Genomic DNA, 19,063 nt, shown 5'->3' with positions numbered 1-19,063 from the left:
GCGGCCTGGGCGCCGCGCGCCATTTTTGTTTGGGGATCAAGAACATGATGGCAAATTTTGAGAATGAGATTCTGTTTGCCGCCCGCCTGCTGCTTGGCGGCGCCTTCGTCTTTGCCGGTCTGCGCAATATCCAGAATGCAGGCTTCCTGACCCAGATGATGACGGCACGCGGCGTGCCGGAGGCGCGGCTGATGCTGTGGCTGGGTATCGTCCTGCAGGTCGTCTCCGGAGCGCTGGTGATATCAGGTATCTGGACCGCTGCCGCCGCTTTGTGCCTGGTGCTGTTCCTAATTGTCGCCACCCCGATGTTCCACAATTTCTGGGATCATCAAGGGCCCGAGCGCGCGTCCCGCATTAACGGCTTTGTCGGCAACGTGGCGCTGACGGGAGGTTTCCTGGCGATGGCGGCGCAGCCGCTTTGACGTTCAGACGGCCGCCTCGCGGAAGGCAGCTGGCACGGTTTCTTGGTGACATGCCAGCTTGCGCGCCCCGATACCGGAAGAGCCGCCGACGATCACGGCATGTGAGGGTTCCCGCTCTTGAACGCTATTCCTTCGATGTTAGGGTGGCCGACTGACGCCCGACGAGGTCGAGGCTCAATGTCTTCAATTGCTGTCTTGCCTTTGCATCATAAGCCTGCGCGTCGGCGCGGGTTTCTCTCAGTCCGTCGAAATACAGGCCGCTCCGCCCTTCCAGGTCAGGAGATACAGCGAGGTTGAGGATGGCGTCAGCGCCGGTCTCGACCGAACTCCACGGCGTGACGCCTGCCTGCCGGACCATGGTCGTGTTCATGTAGCTTGCCGGATGCAGGCTGTTGACGGTGACACCGGTGTTCTTCAACTCCTGCGCCAGGTCGATGGTGAACATGATCTGCGCCAGCTTGCTCTGGCAGTAGGCGCGTACGCCGCTATAGCCGTGGGTCAGCATCACGTCGCCGAAATCGATCGCCTGCTGGCCGGCCGAGGCGACGTTGACGATGCGCGCCGGCGCACTCGCCTTCAGCAACGGGACAAGCTCCGATGTGAGCAAGAAACCGGCGAGATAGTTGACGGCAAAGCGCAGTTCGTAGCCGTCGGCGCTGACCTGTCGTTTGGTGCCGGCGGTGCCGATGCCGGCATTGTTGATCAGGACGTCGAGCCGATCGGTTCTGGCACGCACGGCATCGGCGAGGCGGCGGACCTCGGCGAGCGACGAGAGGTCGGCGACGAGAAGCTCGGCCTTGCCGCCGGCGGCCTCGATCTCGGCGACGGCTGCCTTGCCGCGTGTCGCATCGCGGCCATGCACCAGGACCCGCGCGCCGCCGGCGCCGAGCCTTTGCGCGACCACGCGGCCGACGCCGTCAGTCGATCCGGTGATGAGGATTATCTTGTCTTTCAGTTCCATCTTCAGAGCCTCCATTCTGCTCTGAAGGGAAGATGGGGCATCCGACAAGCCTCGAACAGTTCAAATTTCATCCTGGTATCGAGACTGCTATAATGATGCCGATGGAGCTCCGACGCATTCAGCCGAAGACAGCCGCCGCCCGTCAGCTTCGTCATTCCAGGGCGTAGCAGCCGCGAAGCGACGCAGCGCAGACCCTAGGGTGACGAAACGAGAGCTAACCCTTCGGCTTCAGCCCGTCGATGAACAATTGCTCGAGGAACCTTGCCGCGTCCTCGAAGCGGCCGTCACCGCCGCGGTTGGGGCCGAGCACGGCGCGGACCTGGACGTCGAAATCGGCGTAGTGCTGCGTCGTTGCCCAGATCGAGAAGATCAGGTGCCAGGGGTCGGTGCGGGCGATCTTGCCGGCGCGCATCCAGCCCTTGATGACGGCCGCCTTCTCGTCGACCAGCGTCTTCAACTCGCCTTCCAGCATCGGCATGATGCGCGGCGCGCCCTGCAGGATCTCGTTGGCGAACAGGCGGCTTTCCCTAGGGAAATCGCGCGCCATTTCGAGCTTGCGCCTGATGTAGCTGCGCAATTCGGTCAGGGGGTCGCCGATGTCGTCGAGTTCGCGCAGTGGCGCCAGCCAGGTGTCCAGAAGCCGCTGCATCAGCGTCTCGTGGATGTCCTCCTTGCGGCGGAAATAGTAGAGCAGGTTAGGCTTCGACATGCCGGCGGCTTCGGCGATCTGGTCGATGGTCGAGCCGCGAAAGCCGTTGGTTGAGAAGACTTCGAGTGCCGCCTCCAGGATGAGTTCGCGCTTTTCCTGCTGGATGCGGGTGCGGCGAGGGGCGGGGGTGTCCATGTCGGCCGTCATCCCCGCAGGACATCGCCGCGAGGGCCATCTGGACCAATTCTCTGGACCAGTTTTTCTCCGGCCTGTGGAGCGCGCTTCAGATGCCGCATTTCCGCTAGTAATCCCTTGACCGCCGACAGGGCGGTGCTAACGTTTGTCCAATCGGTCAAAATTTGCGTAGCACGAAAACGCAGCGAAGACCAAGTGTCGGGAAGACCAAGCGTTAGCCGCACCGAAACAGTTACAAGGGGAAGTCTTGGTCATGTCCAACCGGCTGAAAGTCACGCCGAACGATCTCAGCGCATTCTGGATGCCGTTCACGGCAAACCGGCAGTTCAAGCAGGCGCCGCGCATGTTCGTGTCCGCCAAGGACATGCACTACACGACGAGCGACGGCCGCAAGGTTCTCGACGGCACCGCCGGGCTGTGGTGCGTCAATGCCGGCCATTGCCGGCCGAAGATCACCGAAGCGATACAGCACCAGGCCGCCGAGCTCGACTATGCGCCGGCCTTCCAGATGGGCCACCCGATCGTGTTCGAACTGGCCAACCGCCTGGTCGACATCGCGCCGAAAGGCATGGATCATGTGTTCTTCACCAATTCCGGTTCGGAATCGGTCGAAACGGCGCTCAAGATGGCGATCGCCTATCACCGCGTGAAGGGCGAGGGTTCGCGCACCCGCCTGATCGGCCGCGAGCGCGGCTATCACGGCGTCAATTTCGGCGGCATCTCGGTCGGCGGCATCGTCACCAACCGCAAGATGTTCGGCACGCTGCTCGGCGGCGTCGACCACATGCCGCACACCCATCTGCCCGAGAAGAATTCGTTCACCAAGGGCGTGCCCGAACATGGCGCGGAATTGGCCAACGAGTTGGAGCGCATCGTCGCGCTGCACGACGCCTCGACCATCGCGGCCGTCATCGTCGAGCCGGTGGCCGGTTCCACAGGCGTCATCCTGCCGCCGAAGGGCTATTTGCAGAAGCTGCGTGAAATCTGCACAAAGCACGGCATCCTGTTGATCTTCGACGAGGTCATCACCGGTTTCGGCCGCCTTGGCGCGCCGTTCGCCGCCGACTATTTCGGCGTCACGCCCGACATCATGACGACCGCCAAGGGCGTCTCCAACGGCGTCATCCCGATGGGCGCGGTGTTCGTCAAGAAGGAGATCCACGACGCCTTCATGACCGGCCCCGAACATATGATCGAGTTCTTCCACGGCTACACCTATTCGGGCAATCCGATCGCCTGTGCGGCCGCGCTCGGCACACTCGACACCTACAAGGAAGAGGGGCTGTTGACCCGCGGCGAGGAACTGGCGCCCTATTGGGAGGATGCGCTGCATTCACTGAAGGGCGAGCCGAACGTCATCGATATCAGGAATATCGGCCTGATCGGCGCGATCGAGCTGGCGCCGATCGCCGGGCAGCCGACCAAGCGAGCCTTCTCGGCTTTCGTCAAGGCGTTCGAGCGCGGCGCCTTGATCCGCACCACCGGCGACATCATCGCGCTGTCGCCGCCGCTGATCATCACCAAAGGCCAGATCAACGAATTGATCGACCATGTGCGGGATGTGCTGAGGTCCATCGATTGAAGAACCGGGCGCGGATATCCCTCCCCCTTGAGGGGAGGGGGGCCGCGAAGCGGTCGGGTGGGGTCGGTGGCGACGCGCGCCGACCTGATCTTTTGCTGCGAGTTCGCTTCTGATGCCCCGTACCCGAGTGAGTTTCGAAATGCGCCAAAAGGCGCGGGCGCTTCGAGTTCACGCGACCAAGGGCGAATCTCTGCTGTGGTATGAACTGCGCGAATTGAAATCGGGCGGGTTCAAGTTCCGCCGCCAGTGCCCGATCGGACCCTATATCGTCGACTTCGCTTGTCTTGCGGTAAAGCTGGTGGTGGAAGTGGATGGCGACTTGCACGAACAGGAGAGGGGCAAACGGCATGACGCTGTCCGTGACGCCTATTTGCGATCGCTCGGGTTCGATATCTTTCGCGTCGATGAGCCCGATGTCATAAACAGCGCTTGGCATGTGGCGCGGGCGGTCAAGGAGAAAGTCGCGCGCATGTTCGGCGACCCCACCCGACCGCTTCGCGGCCACCCTCCCCTCGAGGGGGAGGGGGACGCCGGCGTGCCGCAATCAATGAGGTTTTAGAATATGGCCGCACCCGGCGAGAATCTGCGAATCAATTCAGACCGTTTGTGGGATTCGATAATGGAGATGGCGAAGATCGGCCCCGGCATTGCCGGCGGCAACAATCGCCAGACGTTGACCGACGCGGACGGCGAGGGGCGGCATCTGTTCAAGCGCTGGTGCGAGGCGGCCGGCCTCGAAATGGGCCTCGACGAGATGGGCACGATGTTTGCCCGCCGCGAAGGCACCGACCCTGATCTGCCGCCGGTCTATGTCGGCAGCCATCTCGATACGCAGCCGACCGGCGGCAAGTATGACGGCGTGCTCGGCGTGCTTGGCGGGTTGGAGATCGTGCGCTCGCTCAACGAGCTCGGCATCAAGACAAAACATCCGATTGTCGTCACCAACTGGACGAACGAGGAAGGCGCGCGCTTTGCGCCGGCCATGATGGCGTCCGGCGTTTTTGCCGGCGTCCTCGACCAGGCCGACGTCTATTCGCATGTCGACAAGGACGGCAAGAAATTCGGCGAGGAGCTCGAACGCATCGGCTGGAAGGGCACCGAGAAGGTTGGTGACCGCAAGATACACGCCTTCTTCGAGCTGCATATCGAGCAAGGCCCGATCCTCGAAGACGAGCGCATCGACATCGGTGTCGTCACCCATGGCCAGGGACTGAAATGGCTGCAGGTGACGCTGACCGGCAAGGAGGCGCACACCGGCTCGACGCCGATGCCCAAGCGCCGCAACGCCGGGCTCGGCATGGCGCGAGTGATCGAGCTGGTGCATGAGATCGCCATGGACTACCAGCCCGACGCCGTCGGTGCGGTCGGCCATATGGAGGTCTATCCGAACTCGCGCAACATCATCGCTGGGCGCACCGTGTTCACCATCGACATCCGCTCGCCGGAAAAGGAGGTGCTGGATGCCATGGACGGCCGCATCCGCGAGGGCATCGACACGATCTGCGAGGCGCTCGACATCAAATATCAAATCGATCAGGTCGGCCATTTCGATCCGGTTACGTTCGATGCAGGCTGCGTCAAGGCTGTGCGGGAAGCGGCAGAGCGCTTGGGTTATACGCATCGCAACATCGTCTCCGGGGCCGGCCACGACGCCTGCTGGATTAACCGCGTCGCGCCGACGGCGATGGTGATGTGCCCGTGTGTCGACGGGCTCAGCCACAACGAGGCAGAGGAAATTACCAAGGAATGGGCTGCGGCCGGCGCCGATGTGCTGTTCCATGCGGTGGTGGAGACGGCGGAGATCGTGGGGTGAAGCCGCGGGGCAATCTTGACGAGGACCGACCGCTCAACGTGTTGCTGGGCTGGAAGGCGGATCAGCCGCCGTATCCGACCTCTCTTGTCGAACATGCCAGCATTGCCCTGGCGACGCCGTTGCGGGATCTTACCAATGAGCAGGTGAGGCTTTTGGTCAGCCAAGGGTTCGGACTGGAGTATGTGGTTCCGAAAGCGATATCCATCCTGGTTGAAAACCCGCTGATCGGGGTGACGTTCTACGACGGCGATCTGCTTACGAACTGCCTGAAGATTCCACATCGGTTCTGGATGGAGAACCAGCATTTGTGGGTGGAGCTTGACGGGATCTTGCGGTCGCTTGATCAAACCATGTCAGACGTTGCCAAGCATCGGCCGCGATTCGAGTCCGCCTGGGAGGCTTGGAGCAGTCAGGACACGAGGTCGAAGAAAACCTAGCCCTGCCAGCGCGATTATAGGGGAACAAGAAAATGACCAAAGTCATCCGGAATGGCACCATCGTGACCGCCGACCGCACCTGGAAGGCCGATTTGCTGATGCAGCACGGCAAGATCGTTGCCATCGGCTCGAACCTTCACGGCGACCACGAGTTCGACGCCACCGGCTGCTATGTGATGCCCGGCGGCATTGACCCCCATACCCATCTCGAAATGCCGTTCATGGGCACCTATTCGGCCGACGATTTCGAGAGCGGCACGCGCGCCGCCCTTGCCGGCGGCACGACGATGGTGGTCGATTTCTGTCTGCCGGCGCCGCAGCAGTCGCTGCTTGAGGCCTTGCAGATGTGGGACAACAAGACCTCGAAAGCGTCCTGCGACTATTCCTTCCACATGGCGGTCACCTGGTGGGGCAAGCAGGTGTTCGACGAGATGGCCACCGTCGTCGATAAGGGCATCACTTCGTTCAAGCACTTCATGGCCTACAAGGGCGCGCTGATGGTCGATGATGACGAAATGTATTCGTCGTTCCAGCGCTGCGCCGACCTTGGCGCGCTGCCGCTGGTTCATGCCGAGAATGGCGACGTGGTGGCGGCGCTTTCGCAGAAGCTGCTGGCCGCGGGCAACAATGGCCCGGAGGGACACGCCTATTCACGCCCGCCGGAAGTCGAAGGCGAGGCGACCAACCGCGCCATCATGATCGCCGACATGGCCGGCGTGCCGCTCTATGTCGTGCATGTCTCCTGCGAGCAGGCCCATGAAGCCATTCGCCGGGCGCGCCAGAAGGGCATGCGCGTGTTCGGCGAGCCATTGATCCAGCACCTGACGCTTGACGAGAGCGAGTATTTCAACAAGGACTGGGACCACGCGGCGCGCCGGGTGATGAGCCCGCCCTTCCGCAACAAACTGCACCAGGATTCGCTGTGGGCCGGCCTGCAGGCCGGATCGCTGCAAGTGGTGGCGACCGACCACTGCGCCTTCACCACCAGCCAAAAGCGCAACGGCGTCGGCGATTTCACCAAAATCCCGAACGGCACCGGCGGGCTTGAGGACCGCTTGCCGGTGCTGTGGACCACCGGCGTCAACACCGGCCGGCTGACGATGAACGAGTTCGTCGCGGTGACCTCGACCAACATCGCGAAGATCCTCAACATGTATCCGAAGAAGGGCGCCATCGTTGAGGGTGCGGACGCCGATATCGTCGTCTGGGACCCGAAGCGCAAGAAGACGATCACCTCCAAGAAACAGCAGTCGGTGATCGATTACAACGTCTTCGAAGGTTTTGAGGTCACCGGCCTGCCGCGCTTCGTCTTTTCGCGCGGCGAACTGTCGATCCAGGAGGCTGAGGTCAAGGCGAAGCCCGGCCATGGCGAGTTCGTCGGCCGCGAGCCGAATGCAGCGGTCAACCGGGCGCTGTCGACCTGGAAGGAGATTTCTGCGCCGCGCAAAGTGGAACGTACAGGCATTCCGGCGACCGGGGTTTGAGCTGCTTGGTTTTCGCCTCAGGCGACCAGCGCATCCAGTTCCGGCAGCAGAGCGACGCTTTCCTGCTCGTTGGGATCGGTGCGGGCAATGACCGCCGAAGAGGGGCTGTCGCTCAGATTGGCGGGCAGGTGCGGGACGCCGGCCGGGATGTAGAAGAGGTCGCCGGCCTTGACGATAATGTGCTGTTCGAGCCGGTCGCCATACCAGGTATGGACCTCGCCGGAGAGCACATAGATCGCCGTCTCATGGCTTTCATGCAGGTGCGCCTTGGCGCGGGCACCGGGCGGCATGGTGAGAATATGCATGCAGATGCCGGTAGAGCCGACTGTCTCGGCGGCGATGCCGGTGAAATAACTCAGTCCCTGCTTGCCTTCATAAGAGCTTTCAGGGCGGATAAGATGACAAGTGGGTTTGGGCGACATCGGGGCGACTCTCGATCGAGTGGGCTCTCAGCCGGATAGGAACTCTCAGTCGGATAGGACGGGGCGAGTGGAAAGCAACATCGAGGAAAGATCAACCGGATTCCAGCAGGCGCGCCAGCGGTGCGAAAAGGCAGGCTGCGGCCGATGACGGGAGCATCGCCAGCCGTCGTTTCGGCAAGCAAGCTCGGCCTGACCTTCCAGACCAGTGATGGTCCAGTGCAGGCGTTGTCGGATGTCGACCTGACCATCGGCAAGGGCGAATTCGTCTCCTTCATCGGGCCGTCCGGCTGCGGCAAGACGACCTTGCTGCGGGTCATCGCCGATCTGGAGAAGCCGACTTCGGGAACCATCTCCGTCAACGGCATGACGCCCGAGCAGGCGCGCCAGAGCCGCGCCTATGGCTATGTCTTCCAGGCGGCGGCGCTTTATCCGTGGCGTACGATCGATCGCAACGTGGCGCTGCCACTGGAGATTATGGGCCTCTCCAAGGCGGAGCAGGCGGCGCGGATCAAGCGCACGCTCGACCTCGTCAACCTGGCCGGCTTCGAGAAGAAGTATCCGTGGCAGCTTTCAGGCGGCATGCAGCAGCGCGCCTCGATAGCGCGGGCGCTGGCCTTCGATGCTGATCTTCTGTTGATGGACGAGCCGTTCGGCGCGCTGGACGAGATCGTGCGCGACCATCTAAACGAACAGCTGCTGGAGCTTTGGGAGCGGACCAACAAGACCATCTGTTTCGTCACCCATTCCATTCCCGAGGCGGTCTACCTCTCGACGCGCATCGTCGTCATGTCGCCGCGTCCGGGCCGCGTCAGCGACGTTATCGAATCGACGCTGCCGAAGAAGCGGCCGCTCGACATCCGCGAGACGCCGGAGTTCCTGGCAATCGCGGCACGCGTGCGTGACGGGCTGCGCGCCGGCCACTCCTACGAGGATTGAGGCGTGGACTCCTTTCGCGACAAGATCGTTCCGGTGACCTCGATCCTCTTAGGCGTGGTGGTCGTCTGGTATGTTTTCGCAGTCATCCTGAACGCGCCGTTCCAGCGCGACCTCGACCGCCGTGCCGGCGTGACGCCTGGTATTGTGGAATTCATCGGCAAGACGATGTCGCAGCCGAAGCCGACGTTGCCGGCGCCGCATCAGGTGGCGGTGAATTTCTTCGAGAACACTTTTCTGCGCAAGGTCACCAGCAACCGCAGCCTTGTCTACAATGCCTGGGTGACGCTGTCCTCGACGCTGCTCGGCTTCGCGTTCGGCACGGCACTCGGCATCGTCATCGCCGTCGGCATCGTGCATGTGGCGACGCTCGACCGCAGCCTGATGCCGTGGATCATCGCCTCGCAGACCATTCCGATCCTGGCGGTGGCGCCGATGATCATCGTTGTGCTGGCGGCGATCGGCGTCACCGGGCTGATCCCGAAGGCGCTGATCTCGACGTATCTGTCGTTCTTCCCGGTGGCCGTCGGCATGGTCAAGGGGCTGCGTTCGCCCGAGCTCACCCATCTCGATCTGATGCACACCTACAATGCCAGCCCCTCGCAGACCTTCTGGAAATTGCGGGTGCCGGCGTCGGTGCCGTTCCTGTTCACCTCGATGAAGGTGGCGGTCGCCGCCAGCCTAGTCGGCGCCATCGTCGGCGAACTGCCGACCGGTGCAGTGGCCGGCATCGGTGCCAAGCTGCTGGCCGGTGCCTATTACAGCCAGACGATCGACATCTGGTCGGCGCTGGTGGCCGGCTCGGTCGTGGCGGCTCTGCTGGTGATGGTGGTCGGCATTGCCGGGCGCATCGTCGACCGCACCATGGGCGGGAGACCGGCATGAGCTCCCTTCTTTCGTCGATCACGCCCCGTTCCTGGCAAGGATATGCCGCGCTTGCCCTTCTTGCCGGCGCGCTCCTTCTTTGGCCGCTTACCGATGCCACCTCCGGTTACGGCACGGCGACCGCGGCTTTGATTTTCTTCTTGCTGTTCCTTGCAATTGCTGCCGACAACTTTCCATCGGTGATTGGGGTGGTGTTACTCTTCCTTGGCGCGCACGGCGCGGCGTGGATGCTGCTCGCCGGCATAACCGGCAATGAAGGCACCGCTCGCGCGTCCTTCTATCTGCTGCTCGCCGCGGCATGGTTTCTGGCCTGGCGCTGCGTGACGATCCTGTCCGCACTTCGTCCGACTTCGCGCTGGGCGGCGGCCGCTTTGAGGCTGATCATTCCGGCGATCTTCGGCGCCTGGATCCTGATCATCTGGGAGGCGGTGACGCGCGGCGCGGGCATCCCTTTCATATTGCTGCCGCCGCCAAGCGCCATCGGCGTGCGTATTGCCAATTCGCTGCCGGTGCTCGCCGCCGACGTGCGGCAGACCATCTTCAAGGCGGTGCTCTTTGGCTATGTGGTTGGCAGCGGTGCCGGCTTCCTCACCGCCATCGCGGCCGACCGCGTGCCGTTCCTGCGCCGCGGGCTTTTGCCGATCGGCAACATGGTGTCGGCGCTACCGATCATCGGCGTGGCGCCTATCATGGTCATGTGGTTCGGTTTCGACTGGCAGTCGAAGGCCGCCGTCGTCATCATCATGACCTTCTTCCCGATGCTGGTGAATACGGTCGCCGGCCTTGCCGCCTCCGGCCATATGGAACGCGACCTGATGCGCACCTATGCGTCGAGCTATTGGCAGACGCTGTTCAAGCTGCGGTTGCCGGCGGCCGCGCCCTTCATCTTCAACGCGCTGAAGATCAATTCGACGCTGGCGCTGATCGGCGCCATCGTCGCGGAATTCTTCGGCACGCCGGTGGTCGGCATGGGATTCCGGATTTCGACCGAGGTCGGGCGGATGAACATCGACATGGTCTGGGCCGAAATCGCAGTTGCAGCACTTGCGGGTTCGGTCTTTTATGGCGTGGTCGCTCTTTTCGAGAGAGCAGTCACGTTTTGGCATCCCTCCGTCCGTGGAGGATAGGGCGGTGGCGGGTTGGAATTAGGAGCGCATTGAAGGTCCTGTTCCTAAAGGGTGAACACTTAACTTCAGAGGGTAAAAACATGAAAAGACTTGTTATTTCGATGCTGGCCGGCGCGATGTCGCTTGCCGCGTTCCAGGCGATGGCCGCGGACAAGGTGACGCTGCAGCTGAAATGGGTCACGCAGGCGCAGTTTGCCGGCTACTACGTCGCCAAGGACAAGGGGTTCTACGAGGCCGAGGGGCTTGACGTCGAGATCAAGCCGGGCGGCCCTGACATTGCGCCGGAGCAGGTGATCGCCGGTGGCGGCGCCGACGTCATCGTCGACTGGATGGGCGGCGCGCTCGCCGCACGCGAAAAGGGCGTGCCGCTGGTCAATATCGCCCAGCCGTTCAAGAAGGCCGGCATGCAGCTGGTCTGCCCTAAGGATGGCCCGATCAAGACCGAAGCCGACTTCAAGGGCCATACGCTCGGCGTCTGGTTCTTCGGCAATGAATATCCGTTCTACGCCTGGATGAACAAGCTTGGCCTGAAGACCGACGGCGGCCCGGACGGCGTTACCGTGCTGAAGCAAAGTTTCGACGTACAGCCGCTGATCCAGAAACAGGCGGATTGCATCTCGGTCATGACCTACAACGAATATTGGCAGCTCATCGACGCCGGCTACAAGCCGGAAGAGCTGATCGTGTTCAACTACTCGGCGATGGGCAACGACCTGCTCGAGGACGGGCTCTATGCGTCCGAGGACAAGCTCAAGGATCCGGCCTTCGAGGACAAGATGGTGCGTTTCGTGCGGGCCTCGATGAAGGGCTGGAAATATGCCGTCGACAATTCCGACGAGGCGGCCGGCATCGTCATGGACAATGGCGGCCAGGACGAGAATCACCAGAAGCGCATGATGGGCGAAGTCGCCAAGCTGATCGACAATGCCGATGGCAAGCTCGACCCGGCGACCTACGCGCGCACCGCCAAGGCGCTCCTCGATCAGAAGATCATCACCAAGGAGCCGAGCGGCGCCTACACGACTGCCATCACCGACAAAGCGATCAAATAAGACGATCAGGCAGAGGCGATCAACCGGGATTCTGGGGTCTGCAATTCGAAAAAAGGGGCGGGCGACCGCCCCTTTTTGTTGGGACGTAAAATAGCCGTTACCGGTGGAAACATCCGCTCGCCACAACGTTGTGCCGGTGCATCCAATTTCAGCGGATGTCATCGCCACAACGGAGATTTCCATGCGCATACAATCCTTCTCGCCGATGCTTTCGGCGTTGGCCGTTTCGGCTTCTTTCCTGTGCGCTTCACCGGCCCTGGCCGACATGATGAAGATGAAGGCGACGCTCGATGGAGCTCAGCAGAATCCGCCCATCACCACGGAGGGCAAGGGTACCGCCGCTCTCGTCTTTGACACCGCCACGAAACAGCTCACATGGAACGTGACGTATTCGGGCCTCAGCGGCCCGGCTACGGCCGGACATATTCACGGTCCGGCGGCAAAGGGTGAAAATGCCGGCGTCGCCGTCCCGTTCAAGGGCGCTCCAAAAAGTCCGTTCAAGGGGGCGGCGGTGCTGACCGACGCTCAGGCTGCCGACCTGATGGCCGGCAAATATTACATCAACATCCATACGGCGGCCCATAAGGACGGCGAGATCCGCGGGCAGATCGAGAAGGCGGCGGCGATGTAGCCAGGGTCTTCTTCTGCCGACGGAAAGGGCGTCCCTTTCCGCCGGATCAGACCTTTTCGCGGATCTGGGTCATCGTCCGGGTGGGCGTGATGGCCTCGGGGTCGAGCCTGATCTCGACGATCGACGGTTTGCCGCTGGCACGGGCGCGTTCGAAGGCCGGCGCGAAGTCGGCTGTCTTCTCGACCGTCTCGCCATGGCCGCCATAGGCGCGGGCGAGAGCTGCGAAATCGGGATTCTTTAGGTCGGTGGCGACGACGCGACCTGGATATTCCCGCTCCTGATGCATGCGGATGGTGCCATAGATGCCGTTGTTGACGACGATGACGATGATCGGCAAATCGTACTGCACGGCGGTGGCGAATTCCTGCCCGTTCATCAGGAAGCAGCCGTCGCCGGCAAATGCAATCACGTCGCGCTCGGGGAAGAGTTCCTTGGCGGCAACGGCTGCCGGCGTGCCGTAGCCCATCGAGCCGGAGGTGGGGGCCGCCTGCGTGGCAAAGCGGCGGAAACGGTGGAAGCGGTGCACCCAGGTGGCATAATTGCCGGCGCCATTGGTGAGGATCGCATCATCGGGCAGCACCGTTTCGAGATAGTTCATGATCGATCCCATCTGCACCGGACCAGGTCCGGTTTCCGGCGGCGTAGACCAGTCGAGATAGGCGGCATGCAGGCGTTGGGTTTCGTCGGCCCAGTTCGGCGCCGCCGGCCCCTTCCTCCTGGCGAAGGCCCGCACGAAGGCGGAAGGCGAGGCGTTGATCGCCAGCGTCGGCCGGTAGACGCGGCCGAGCTCGCCGGCGTCGGCGTGGACATGGACCAGTGTCTGGTCTGGGTAGGGGCTCTTCAGCAGCGTGTAGTCGGAGGACGGCATTTCGCCCATGCGACCGCCAATCAGCAGCACGAGGTCGGCCTGCTTGATCGCCGTCGCCAGCTTGGGGTTGATGCCGATGCCGACATCGCCGGCATAGTTTGGATGCAGATGATCGAACAGCATCTGGCGGCGGAAGGAACAGCCGACCGGCAGCGACCAGGCTTCGGCGATACGCTGCATTTCCTGAACGGCATTGGCATCCCAACGTGTGCCGCCCAGAATAGCCACAGGCCGTTTCGCGGCATTGAGCAGCGCTTCGAGCCGGTCGAGTTCGACTTCACCGGGAGAGGTTTCGACGCGCGTGTAGTGCTGGGCCTCCGGCGCCTCGGCAAGGCTGGTCAGCATGTCTTCCGGCAGCGAGATGACCACCGGGCCGGGGCGGCCGGACGTCGCCACAGCGAAGGCCCGGGTGACGAATTCGGGGATGCGTGAGGCATCGTCGATCTCGACCACCCATTTGGCGATGTCACCGAAGAACCTGGAATAGTCGACCTCCTGGAACGCCTCGCGCCCCTTGGCGTGGCTGGCGACCTGGCCGATGAACAGGATGACGGGAACCGAATCCTGCATGGCGATGTGGATGCCGGCCGAGGCGTTGGTGGCGCCGGGCCCGCGGGTGACGAAGCAGATGCCGGGTTTGCCGGTCAGGCGTCCATGGCAGTCGGCCATCATCGCAGCGCCGCCTTCCTGGCGGCAGACGATGGTGCGGATCGTCGAATCGTGCAGCGCGTCGAGCACCGCGAGATAGGATTCTCCGGGCACGCAATAGATGCGGTCAGCGCCGTTGGCTTCCAGCGCATCGACGATCAATTGTCCGCCGGTTTTCATTTTCCTGACCTCTCCAGTTCGGCAAGAATTTCTTCGGTGTGTTCGCCGAGACGCGGCGAGGGCCGCTCATAGGCGAGCGGCGTGCCCGACATGACCATCGGTGCGCGTACCGTGGGCAGGAGATTGCCGTGGCCGTCGTCGAGGTCGAGCCGCATGCCGCGCGCGATGGTCTGCGGGTCGGCAAACATCTGGCCGATCGTGTTGATCGGGCTGGCAGGCACACTTGCCGCCTCCAGTTTGGCCAGCAGCGGGTCGCGATCGAAGGTTTTTAGCGCCTCGATCATATGCTCGCGCAGCTTCGCCCGGTTGGCGACCCGCGCGGGATTGGTGGCGAAATCGGGGTTCGACGACAGCTCGTCCAATCCGACGGCCGCGCAGAATTTGGCGAACTGGCCGTCATTGCCGATGGCCAGGATGATATGACCGTCCTTCACCGGCACCACTTCGTAGGGCGCGATATTCATATGCGCATTGCCCATCTGCACCGGCGATTTGCCTGAGACCAGATAGTTTAGGTTCTGGTTGCCGAGCGTCGAGATCTGGGTGTCGTAGAGCGCCATGTCGATATGCTGGCCTTCGCCGGTCTTCTCGGCGTGGCGAAGTGCTGCCTGGATGGCGACCACCGAATAGAGGCCGGTGAAAATGTCTGATATGGCAACCCCGGCCTTTTGCGGCTCGCGGCCGGCCTCGCCGGTGATCGACATCATGCCGGCCATGGCCTGGATGATGAAGTCATAACCGGCGCGTGGCGCGTAGGGCCCGTCCTGGCCGAAGCCGGTGATCGAGCAATAGATCAGCCGCGGGTTGATCTTGCGCAGGCTGTCATAGTCGAGCCCGTATTTCTTCAGGCCCCCGAGCTTGAAGTTCTCGATCAAAACGTCTGCGGTCGCGACCAGCCGGCGCACGGTCTCGGCGCCTTCGGGCGTCGAGAAATCGATGGCGATGGAGCGCTTGCCGCGATTGCAGGAATGGTAATAGGCGGCGGAAAGATTTTCGCCGTCATGGCTCATGACGAAGGGCGGACCCCATTTGCGGGTATCGTCGCCACCATCCGGGCTTTCGACCTTGATCACGTCGGCGCCGAGATCGGCAAGCAGCTGCCCGGCCCACGGTCCGGCCAGGATGCGGGCGAGTTCGATAACGCGGACGCCTTTCAGCGGGGGTTCGGCCATGGATCACCGTTATGGGTCGAAAGCAGAGCCTCTATCAATACCGTGTGCGGCTGTCACGGCCCTTGCGATAGGCCAACCTCGATCGGGTTAACGCCGATCAGGCTTGTTTCAGTACGCCGTCGGCCCATGCGGCGAAATCATCCATGACAACATCCCGATTCACCTCGTTCAGGCTTTCGTGGCGGGTCTCGGCATAAACCTTTGAAACGAGATTCGAAAAGCCCATCCTGCGCAGGCGCCCTGCGAGGTGGTTGACCGCCTTGCCGCCGTCGGTGGCGGGGTCCTTTTCGCCGCCGACGAGGCAGATCGGCAGGGTCTTGCGGACGCCGGAAAAATTAGTGTCGTCGGCACCGTCGAAGACAAACCCGAACACGTCGCGCCACATCGACACGGAGGCATCCCAGCCGCAGAGCGGATCGGCGATGTATTTGTCGACTTCGGCTGTGTCGCGCGACAGCCAGTCGAATGGCGTTCGGTGATCGGGGATGGCCTTGCCCCAGGCCTGGAAGGTCAGTCTCGGCAGCATGCGCGACGGCATGTCGGAGCCGAGCCGGAATTTTTCCCAGGCCAGGATGGCTTGCGCGGCACGGCCAGCGAGCCCAGCGGAAAAATTGGCGTTCCAGATGGCGGCGGCATGCAGCCGGTTCGCGTGGGCAAGCATGAAATTCAACGCGATGAGGCCGCCCATGGAATGGCCGAAGGCGATAACGGGCAGGCCGGGATGTTCGCCGGCGATCAAATCGTGCACGGCGGCGACATCGGCTATGACCTTGGCGCCGCCATCTGATTGAGCGAACTGGCCGAGTGGCGCGTCTGGCGCCTTGGTTGCACCGTGGCCACGATGGTCGTGGGCGTAAACGTGGTAACCGCGCTCGCCCAGAAAGGTAGCGAAACGGACATAGCGTGCGGCGTGCTCTGCCAGCCCGTGATTGATGTGAATAGCGGCGCGCGAGCGGCCCTCGGCGCGCTTCACATAGAGGTTGAGCTCGGCGCCGGTCGGCGATCGGAGCACGCGCTGCTGGCTGAATGACATTGTCGCTTCGTCTCCAACGCGTCTTTCGCACCCACGAGCGTTTGCGTGCGCCGAGGCCGGTTTTGCGTCAATCGGCGTTTTCCGCAGCGCTGTTCTTGCCTCGCTACACACAGTATCGCAATTCTGACATGGAGAATTTGATACCGAGTGAGGGCGGCAGTCTGTTGCCGCGGCATTTTTCAGCCGGGGGTACTTTTATGCGCATGCGGATAGGTCTCGTTTTCGGATTGACGCTTCTGGTCATGTCGCTGGCGGGCGCTGCGCAAGCCGAGGTCAAGATGAGCGGCTCTTTCGTAGCCGACGCCACCTGCCCAGCGACCCAGGCCATCAAGAGCGGCAAAAACCCCGGCAGCATCTCGACCGATGCGGGACAGAGCTACGAGCTGCTGGCTGGCAACAAGGATGCTCCTACGCACTATCTGATCCGCGTGCCGGGGGCCGATCCGGAGCGTCGCTGGGTGAAGGTCGATTGCGGCCATGTTTCGGGCGGCAGCGCATCCGGGGAATCGGCAGCACCTGCGCCAGCCGTACCTGTGCCGGCCGAAGGGGAGAAGTCTGCTGCGCCGGCTTCGGGAAAGCCTGAATATGTCCTCGCGCTGAGCTGGCAGCCCGCCTTTTGCGAAACCAGGCCCGGCAAGACCGAATGCAAGGCGCAGACCGCTGGTGGATTCGATGCGACGCATTTCACCTTGCACGGGCTGTGGCCGCAGCCGAACGGAAATTTCTATTGCGAGGTGGCAGCGGCCGACAAGGCCAACGACAATCCGGCGCACTGGCAGGACCTGCCGCCCGTCGAGATCGACCCGAACACGCGGTCGGAGCTCGATCGGGTGATGCCGGGCACCGCATCCGCTCTCGAAAGGCATGAGTGGATCAAGCATGGCACCTGCTACGGCAAGAGCCAGCAAGCGTATTTTTCCGATGCGCTGAACCTGATGCGCGCGGTGAATGCTTCGCCTGTGCGCGATCTGTTCGCAAAGAATATCGGCAAGCAACTGACGTCGGATCAGATCCGCAGTGCCTTCGATAGCGCGTTTGGCGCCGGGGCAGGTGAGCGGGTCCGGGTATCCTGCCTGGTCGATTCGACGAGTGGTAGGCGGCTGATCGGTGAGCTGACGCTCGGCCTCACCGGCCCAATCGGTCCGAGCAGTCGGCTCGGCGACCTGATGCAGGCTGCCGCGCCGACAAGCAAAGCCGGCTGCCCGAAAGGCGTTGTCGATTCCACAGGATTCCAATAACAGGCAAGCCAGCAGGCAAGCCGGAAATTATGCTTCGGCGCTGCGCCCTGATTTGGTCCATGCAGTGAGGCTGTCGGCCTCGTGGCCGCCCGGTTCGCCGACGACGCGGTCGCGTCCGGTCGATTTGGCCTTGTAGAGGCGCTGGTCGGCCAGCGCAAAAACATCGGCAAGGCAGCGGGTCGTCTCACTGACGGTGGAGATGCCGGCGCTGACTGTGATGTCGAACCGGCTGGTGCTTGCGGATGTCTTGACCGCGTGCCGGATGTTTTCGCCAAGAAGCCTGGCTACCGAATGCGAACGTGAGCAGAGGATGGCGAATTCCTCACCGCCGATCCTGAACACCTGATCCTCGGGACCGACAATCTCGCCAAGCAGTGCCGCGACGGCTTTCAGCACCTTGTCGCCCTCTGCGTGGCCGAAGCGGTCGTTGATCGATTTGAAATGGTCGACGTCGATGATCAGGAGGCTGAGCGGCTTGGCCGTCCGCAGGCTGGCGGCAACTGCGGTTTCACCGTCGCTGTCGAAGCGACCCCTGTGTAGCAGGCCGGTGAGCCCGTCGCGGCCGACATGCTCGACCAGCGCCTCATAGCGCTCGCGGTAGGTCAACGTGTCGAAGATGTCGGACAGCCCGCGCGGCGCCGGGATCTGCCGCGCCTCGAACCATCTGATGTAAGCGACAAGCATGGTGCTGTAGGCAAGCGCCGCGCCCATCTTGGCGAACCAGCCGCCGAAGAAAACCGCGATCGGTGCACCGGTGACGAAATGCAGCGCGGCGAAAAATCCAGCCTGATCGAAAGTGAGCACGCATGCGACGGAGATCAGAATGCGAGAGAACAGCGCCTTGCGGAGATAACGCCCAAGCTTTTCGTAGAGCAGGATGATCAGGATGGCGTCGACGAACAGTAGCGTCGTGCCCCACACCATCAGCCAGCCCATCTGGTCGATGAAACCGATATCGGGAAGTTTGCCGTTGGGAAGCGGCGCGATCTCATGCAGGCGCAGGACCAGTACAAGCCCGATCATCAAGGCATTGCCGAGCAACAGACCGTAGATGGGCTGCCGGACGGTTGCCGCGTCCTCCTTGATGTAGAGAAGCAGGAGCATCACCAGCTTGCCGGAGAACAGCACGGCGGAACCCGGCGAGACCATGCCGAACGGCAGCGCGACGTAAAACACGCTGGCGAGGTAGGTTTCCAGGAAATGCATGACCCCGAGGGCGCAGACAAAAACGCCGAGGCCGATACGGTGCCTGAATCGGAAAAGCGTGACCATGACGCCGAAGTAGATGACCGCTTCGGCAAGGAGCAGGAAACTGTTCAGCACGATCCGAT

The 19,063-nt window shown here is 62.5% G+C and carries 19 protein-coding genes; 12 read left to right on the top strand and 7 right to left on the bottom strand.

Translation table 11 applies throughout. From position 1 onward, the window contains the following. Positions 1-44: 44 nt before the first annotated feature. Positions 45-422, top strand: a complete 378-nt coding sequence (locus NKH73_RS24085) for a DoxX family protein (RefSeq protein WP_352936873.1) — start codon at positions 45-47, stop codon at positions 420-422. 124 nt (positions 423-546) lie between these two features. Here the strand turns inward: NKH73_RS24085 and NKH73_RS24080 are convergent, their stop codons facing one another. After that, positions 547-1,383: an SDR family oxidoreductase gene (locus NKH73_RS24080; protein ID WP_352936872.1), complete on the bottom strand. Its 837-nt coding sequence runs from the start codon at positions 1,381-1,383 to the stop codon at positions 547-549. A 214-nt stretch (positions 1,384-1,597) separates the two neighbouring features. After that, a complete protein-coding gene (locus NKH73_RS24075; RefSeq protein WP_352936871.1) occupies positions 1,598-2,227 on the bottom strand; it encodes a TetR family transcriptional regulator C-terminal domain-containing protein in 630 nt (209 codons plus the stop codon). A 253-nt stretch (positions 2,228-2,480) separates the two neighbouring features. Between NKH73_RS24075 and aptA the strand changes: the two genes are divergently transcribed. From aptA to hydA, 5 genes are all read left to right on the top strand, one after another. Continuing rightward, positions 2,481-3,809 (top strand): omega-aminotransferase AptA, encoded by a 1,329-nt coding sequence (gene aptA, locus NKH73_RS24070; RefSeq protein ID WP_352936870.1) that lies wholly within the window; start codon positions 2,481-2,483, stop codon positions 3,807-3,809. A gap of 139 nt (positions 3,810-3,948) precedes the next feature. Next, the gene (locus NKH73_RS24065) at positions 3,949-4,368 is read left to right on the top strand and encodes an endonuclease domain-containing protein (RefSeq protein ID WP_352936869.1); all 420 of its coding nucleotides are present in this window, start codon (positions 3,949-3,951) and stop codon (positions 4,366-4,368) included. 3 nt (positions 4,369-4,371) lie between these two features. Further along, on the top strand, positions 4,372-5,622 hold the full coding sequence (locus NKH73_RS24060) for a Zn-dependent hydrolase (protein WP_352936868.1): 1,251 nt from the start codon (positions 4,372-4,374) through the stop codon (positions 5,620-5,622). After that, positions 5,619-6,059 (top strand): contact-dependent growth inhibition system immunity protein, encoded by a 441-nt coding sequence (locus tag NKH73_RS24055; protein WP_352936867.1) that lies wholly within the window; start codon positions 5,619-5,621, stop codon positions 6,057-6,059. Before NKH73_RS24060 ends, NKH73_RS24055 begins: the two co-directional genes overlap by 4 nt. 32 nt (positions 6,060-6,091) lie before the next feature. Continuing rightward, the gene (hydA, locus tag NKH73_RS24050; protein WP_352936866.1) at positions 6,092-7,543 is read left to right on the top strand and encodes a dihydropyrimidinase; all 1,452 of its coding nucleotides are present in this window, start codon (positions 6,092-6,094) and stop codon (positions 7,541-7,543) included. A 17-nt stretch (positions 7,544-7,560) separates the two neighbouring features. Here the strand turns inward: hydA and NKH73_RS24045 are convergent, their stop codons facing one another. Beyond that, on the bottom strand, positions 7,561-7,965 hold the full coding sequence (locus NKH73_RS24045; RefSeq protein ID WP_352936865.1) for a cupin domain-containing protein: 405 nt from the start codon (positions 7,963-7,965) through the stop codon (positions 7,561-7,563). Positions 7,966-8,109: 144 nt separating this feature from the next. On the opposite strand from NKH73_RS24045, the gene NKH73_RS24040 reads away from it, so the two are divergent. The 5 genes from NKH73_RS24040 (at position 8,110) to NKH73_RS24020 (ending at position 12,593) form a co-directional block, all read left to right on the top strand. Beyond that, on the top strand, positions 8,110-8,901 hold the full coding sequence (locus tag NKH73_RS24040; protein ID WP_352936864.1) for an ABC transporter ATP-binding protein: 792 nt from the start codon (positions 8,110-8,112) through the stop codon (positions 8,899-8,901). 3 nt (positions 8,902-8,904) lie between these two features. Further along, a complete protein-coding gene (locus tag NKH73_RS24035; RefSeq protein ID WP_352936863.1) occupies positions 8,905-9,783 on the top strand; it encodes an ABC transporter permease in 879 nt (292 codons plus the stop codon). Beyond that, the gene (locus tag NKH73_RS24030) at positions 9,780-10,910 is read left to right on the top strand and encodes an ABC transporter permease (protein WP_352936862.1); all 1,131 of its coding nucleotides are present in this window, start codon (positions 9,780-9,782) and stop codon (positions 10,908-10,910) included. The genes NKH73_RS24035 and NKH73_RS24030 overlap by 4 nt, the downstream gene beginning before the upstream one ends. Before the next feature lie 80 nt (positions 10,911-10,990). Then, the gene (locus NKH73_RS24025; protein WP_352936861.1) at positions 10,991-11,962 is read left to right on the top strand and encodes an ABC transporter substrate-binding protein; all 972 of its coding nucleotides are present in this window, start codon (positions 10,991-10,993) and stop codon (positions 11,960-11,962) included. Positions 11,963-12,143: 181 nt separating this feature from the next. After that, a complete protein-coding gene (locus tag NKH73_RS24020; protein WP_352936860.1) occupies positions 12,144-12,593 on the top strand; it encodes a CHRD domain-containing protein in 450 nt (149 codons plus the stop codon). Between the two features lie 46 nt (positions 12,594-12,639). Here the strand turns inward: NKH73_RS24020 and NKH73_RS24015 are convergent, their stop codons facing one another. From NKH73_RS24015 to NKH73_RS24005, 3 genes are all read right to left on the bottom strand, one after another. Beyond that, positions 12,640-14,289: a thiamine pyrophosphate-binding protein gene (locus tag NKH73_RS24015; RefSeq protein WP_352936859.1), complete on the bottom strand. Its 1,650-nt coding sequence runs from the start codon at positions 14,287-14,289 to the stop codon at positions 12,640-12,642. Then, positions 14,286-15,461 carry a CaiB/BaiF CoA transferase family protein gene (locus tag NKH73_RS24010; protein WP_352936858.1) on the bottom strand — a complete coding sequence of 392 codons (1,176 nt, stop codon included), beginning with the start codon at positions 15,459-15,461 and terminating at the stop codon, positions 14,286-14,288. The genes NKH73_RS24015 and NKH73_RS24010 overlap by 4 nt, the downstream gene beginning before the upstream one ends. Positions 15,462-15,558: 97 nt before the next feature. Beyond that, complete coding sequence (locus NKH73_RS24005; RefSeq protein WP_352936857.1) at positions 15,559-16,494, bottom strand: alpha/beta fold hydrolase; 936 nt, start codon at positions 16,492-16,494, stop codon at positions 15,559-15,561. 203 nt (positions 16,495-16,697) lie between these two features. Between NKH73_RS24005 and NKH73_RS24000 the strand changes: the two genes are divergently transcribed. Then, positions 16,698-17,732, top strand: coding sequence for a ribonuclease T2 family protein (locus tag NKH73_RS24000; protein WP_352936937.1), 1,035 nt, complete (start codon positions 16,698-16,700; stop codon positions 17,730-17,732). Between the two features lie 27 nt (positions 17,733-17,759). Here the strand turns inward: NKH73_RS24000 and NKH73_RS23995 are convergent, their stop codons facing one another. Next, positions 17,760-19,055, bottom strand: coding sequence for a GGDEF domain-containing protein (locus NKH73_RS23995; protein WP_352936856.1), 1,296 nt, complete (start codon positions 19,053-19,055; stop codon positions 17,760-17,762). Between the last annotated feature and the right edge of the window lie 8 nt (positions 19,056-19,063).

The sequence above is a fragment of the Mesorhizobium sp. M0938 genome, assembly GCF_040319125.1.
In the GTDB taxonomy this organism is placed as follows: domain Bacteria; phylum Pseudomonadota; class Alphaproteobacteria; order Rhizobiales; family Rhizobiaceae; genus Mesorhizobium; species Mesorhizobium robiniae.
This window is presented reverse-complemented; position numbering and strand designations above follow the sequence as displayed.